Source organism: Archangium sp., from assembly GCF_036389735.1.
In the GTDB taxonomy this organism is placed as follows: domain Bacteria; phylum Myxococcota; class Myxococcia; order Myxococcales; family Myxococcaceae; genus Archangium.
The window spans coordinates 1-3,845 of sequence record NZ_DASVWK010000234.1 but is presented as its reverse complement, the minus strand read 5'-3'; the positions used below and the strand labels follow the sequence as shown (position 1 = coordinate 3,845).

Here is a 3,845-nt window from a genome sequence, read left to right as displayed (position 1 = left end):
AAGCCCGTCCCCCATTTGCGCCTGGCACCGGCCGGGGTGATCGATCCGACCATGAAACAGTACCTCGCCCTGCTCGACCACGTGCTGAACCATGGAACGAAGAAGAGCGACCGGACCGGCACCGGGACGCTGAGCATCTTCGGCCACCAGATGCGGTTCGACCTCACGCAGGGGTTCCCGCTGGTGACGACGAAGAAGCTGCACCTCAAGTCCATCATCCACGAGCTGTTGTGGATGCTCGCGGGCAGCACGAACGTGCACGCGCTCCAGGCGCACGGCGTCACCATCTGGGACGAGTGGGCCGACGCCGAGGGCAACCTCGGCCCCATCTACGGGCACCAGTGGCGCTCGTGGCCGAAGCCCGGCGGCGGCTCCATCGACCAGATGAGCCAGCTCGTCGAGCAGCTGCGCAAGAACCCCGACTCGCGGCGGCACATCATCAGCGCGTGGAACGTGGCGGACCTGGACGCGATGAAGCTGCCGCCCTGCCACATCCTCTTCCAGTTCTACGTGGCGGACGGCCGGCTGTCCTGCCAGCTCTACCAGCGCAGCGCGGACATCTTCCTCGGGCTGCCCTTCAACATCGCGTCCTACGCGCTGCTCACGATGATGGTGGCACAGGCCACGGGGCTCCAGGCGCACGAGTTCATCCACACCACGGGCGATGCACACCTGTACCTCAACCACGTGGAGCAGGCCCGCCAGCAGCTCCAGCGCGAGCCGCGTCCCCTGCCCCGCATGACGCTCAACCCCGAGGTGCGCTCGCTCTTCGACTTCAAGTACGAGGACTTCACGTTGAGCGGCTACGAGCCGCATCCCGCCATCAAGGCGCCGGTCGCCGTATGACGCTCTCCGCCATCGTGGCGATGGCCGCCAACCGGTGCATCGGCCGGGACAACACCCTGCCCTGGCGGCTGCCGGCGGACCTCAAGCGCTTCAAGCAGCTCACCCTGGGCCACACGCTCATCCTGGGCCGCAAGACGTACGAGTCCATCGGCCGGCCCCTGCCGGGCAGGACGATGATCGTCGTGACGCGCCAGCGGGACTATGCCCCCCAGGGCGTCCAGGTGGCGCACTCGCTGGAAGAGGCCCTGGCGCTGGCGCGCGGCGACGAGGTCTTCCTCGCCGGCGGCGCGGAGCTCTACCGCCAGGCGATGGACCGGGTGGAGCGCCTGCACCTCACGCGCATCCACCGCGACTACGAGGGCGACACCTTTTTCCCCGAGGTGGACCTCTCCCGCTGGCGGCTCTCCGCCGAGGAGCACCACCCCGCCACCCCCACCGAGCCCGCCTTCTCCTTCCTCACCTACGAGCGCCCATCTTGATTTTGATTATCAAAATTGAAATGTAGGTGGAGGGCTGGTAGACCTTCGGCCGTGAAGCGCACTGGCCTCCTGCTCCTGTCCCTGCTGCTCGCGGCGCCGCTGGCCGCCGCCGATGAAGGCGCGTCCGAGGGGCGCACCTGGCACCGGCTGGTGGGCATCCTCCAGTACCTCCAGGCCGACTACCCACTGGCGGTGGAGTCGCGGTCCGAGTTCGAGCTGGCCGAGCAGCGCAGCTTCATCGCCGAGGCCACCGCCGCGGCCCAGGACATGGGCCCCCGGGGCGAGGTGTTCCTGCCGCGCCTGGAGGCCATCAAGGCGCGGGTGGACAAGGCCGAGGATCCCGAGGGCGTCAGCCGCGACTGCGGCGCGCTGGTGGAGGATCTGGTGCTGGCCGGAGGACTGGCGCGCAGCCCTCGCGCCCCACCGGACCTGGAGCGAGGCGCGCAACTGTTCCAGGAGAGCTGCGCGGCGTGCCATGGCGCGGATGGCCGCGCACAGGTGTCCATCGCCAACACCATGGAGCCCCGGCCCGCCAACTTCCACGACGCGGACACGATGGCGGGGCTCACCCCGTACAAGGCCTTCAACACCACCAGCTTCGGCGTGCCCGGCACGGCCATGCCCGGCTACCCCACCCTCTCCGAGGAGGAGCGCTGGTCCGTCGCCTTCTACCTCTTCACCCTGCGCCAGCCCGCCTGCGACGCCACCCCGCCGAAGGCCTCGCTGGAGATGCTCGCCAACACCACGGACCCGGAGCTCGTCCAGGCCCACGGCGAGAAGAACCTCGCGTGCCTGCGTCGCAAGCTGCCCGTCGTGGACGAGGAGCGCGGCCTGATGCTGGCGCGCGACAACGTGGAGCAGGCGCTGAGGCTGGGCGCCTCCGGGGACCTGCTCGGGGCGCGCAACGCGCTGCTGGACGCCTACCTCAACGGGCTGGAGCCGGTGGAGGTGACGCTGCGCGCCCGGAATCCGGACCTGGTGCGGAAGCTGGAGCAGGCCTTCCTGGGCACGCGGCTCGCCGCCGAGCAGAAGAGCCCGCACCTCCAGGACGAGGGCCGCATCCTCCTGTCGCTGCTGGACGAGGCGCGCCGGAGCAGCGGCAACACGGCGGGCTTCGTCTCCGTGGTGTGGCTCACCCTGCTCATCCTGCTGCGCGAGGGCTTCGAGGCCACGGTCATCGTCGCCGCGCTGCTGGCCATGCTGCGCAAGATGCAGGCGCCCGGGTACGCGCGCGTGGTGCACGCCGGGTGGACGTCCGCGCTGCTGCTGGGCGCCCTCCTCTTCATCTTCGGGCGGCAGTTGCTGGGTGGGGCCAACCGCGAGCTGCTCGAGGGCGTGGCGGCGCTCGTCGCCGTGGGCATGCTGCTGTACGCGGCACTGTGGCTCAACGCGCGCGCCAACATGAGCAAGTTCATGGGCGAGCTGCGCGAGAAGATGCAGGGCGCGCTCGGCCGGGGCAGCGTGGTGGGCCTCTTCGGCATCTCCTTCTCCGCCGCGCTGCGCGAGAGCGTGGAGACGGCCATCTTCCTCCAGGGCCTCGCGCTCGACTCGGCCTCCGGCGTGGCCTGGGGCTGCGTCGCGGGGGCCGTGGCCCTCACCGTGCTCGTCCTCTTCGTCAACCGCGTGGGCTACAAGCTGCCCATGAAGACGCTCTTCAAGGCGTCCACGGTGCTGCTGGTCGTCACCGCCATCATCCTGCTCGGCAAGGGGCTCCACGCCCTCCAGGAGGTGGCCCTGCTGCCCCTCAAGCCCCTGCCCTTCATCACCCTGGAGCCGCTCGGCATCTTCCCGGATGCCATGTCGCTCATCCCCCAGGCGGTGCTGACGGCCATCCCCCTCATCGTGCTCGTCATCAAGCGCCGCGGGAGCTCCACGCGGCTGGCGGACGCGTCCTCGCAGGGGTAGCCGGCCTCACGAGGCCAGCAGCATCCGCACCAGCTCGCGCAGATCCTCCGTGGAGAAAGGCTTCTCCAGCCGGCGGTTGCCGATGCTCCCCAGGAACGCGCGGGCACTGGCCGTGAAGGCGCCTCCGGACAGGAAGACCATGCGATCCGCCAGCTCGGGCGAGTGGCTCGCGAGCGCCTGGTGCAGCTCCATCCCGCTCATCTCCGGCATCATCACGTCACACAGGATGAGGTCGAAGAACTCGCCTCCCGTGAGCCGCTCCTGGGCCTCCCGCGCGCTCGTCAGCGTCACCACCTCGTGCTCGCGCTGGAGCGTGCGGCGGATGGCCAGGCCGATCATCGGCTCGTCATCCACGACGAGAATCCGCCCCCGCCGCGCCGTCCCGGCGCTCGCGGACGCAGCCGGCTGCTGGACCGGGGGCACGGAGGCGGCGGCCACGGTGACGGCGGCGGCGGTGACGGCGGTGGCGGTGGCGGCGACCAGGATGACCCGGAAGACGCTCCCCTTGCCCGGCTCGCTCTCCACCTCCATCCGTCCGCCGAAACCAGTCACGATGTCGTGGCAGATGGACAGGCCGAGCCCCGTTCCCACGCCCACGGGCTTGGTCGTGAAGAA

At 70.0% G+C, this 3,845-nt stretch carries 4 protein-coding genes; 3 read left to right on the top strand and 1 reads right to left on the bottom strand.

The genetic code is table 11. The annotated features are described in order from the left end of the window. The first annotated feature begins 51 nt into the window (after positions 1–51). Genes VF794_RS08580 through VF794_RS08570 form a run of 3 tightly spaced genes read left to right on the top strand, consistent with a single transcriptional unit; the run spans position 52 to position 3,230 of the window. Positions 52–846 carry a thymidylate synthase gene (locus tag VF794_RS08580; protein WP_331108697.1) on the top strand — a complete coding sequence of 265 codons (795 nt, stop codon included), beginning with the start codon at positions 52–54 and terminating at the stop codon, positions 844–846. Continuing rightward, positions 843–1,325, top strand: coding sequence for a dihydrofolate reductase (locus tag VF794_RS08575; RefSeq protein WP_331108696.1), 483 nt, complete (start codon positions 843–845; stop codon positions 1,323–1,325). Before VF794_RS08580 ends, VF794_RS08575 begins: the two co-directional genes overlap by 4 nt. Before the next feature lie 51 nt (positions 1,326–1,376). Continuing rightward, positions 1,377–3,230, top strand: coding sequence for a cytochrome c/FTR1 family iron permease (locus VF794_RS08570; protein ID WP_331108695.1), 1,854 nt, complete (start codon positions 1,377–1,379; stop codon positions 3,228–3,230). A gap of 6 nt (positions 3,231–3,236) precedes the next feature. Here the strand turns inward: VF794_RS08570 and VF794_RS08565 are convergent. Beyond that, the coding region (locus VF794_RS08565; protein ID WP_331108694.1) for a response regulator at positions 3,237–3,845 on the bottom strand (609 nt) is incomplete at its 5' end.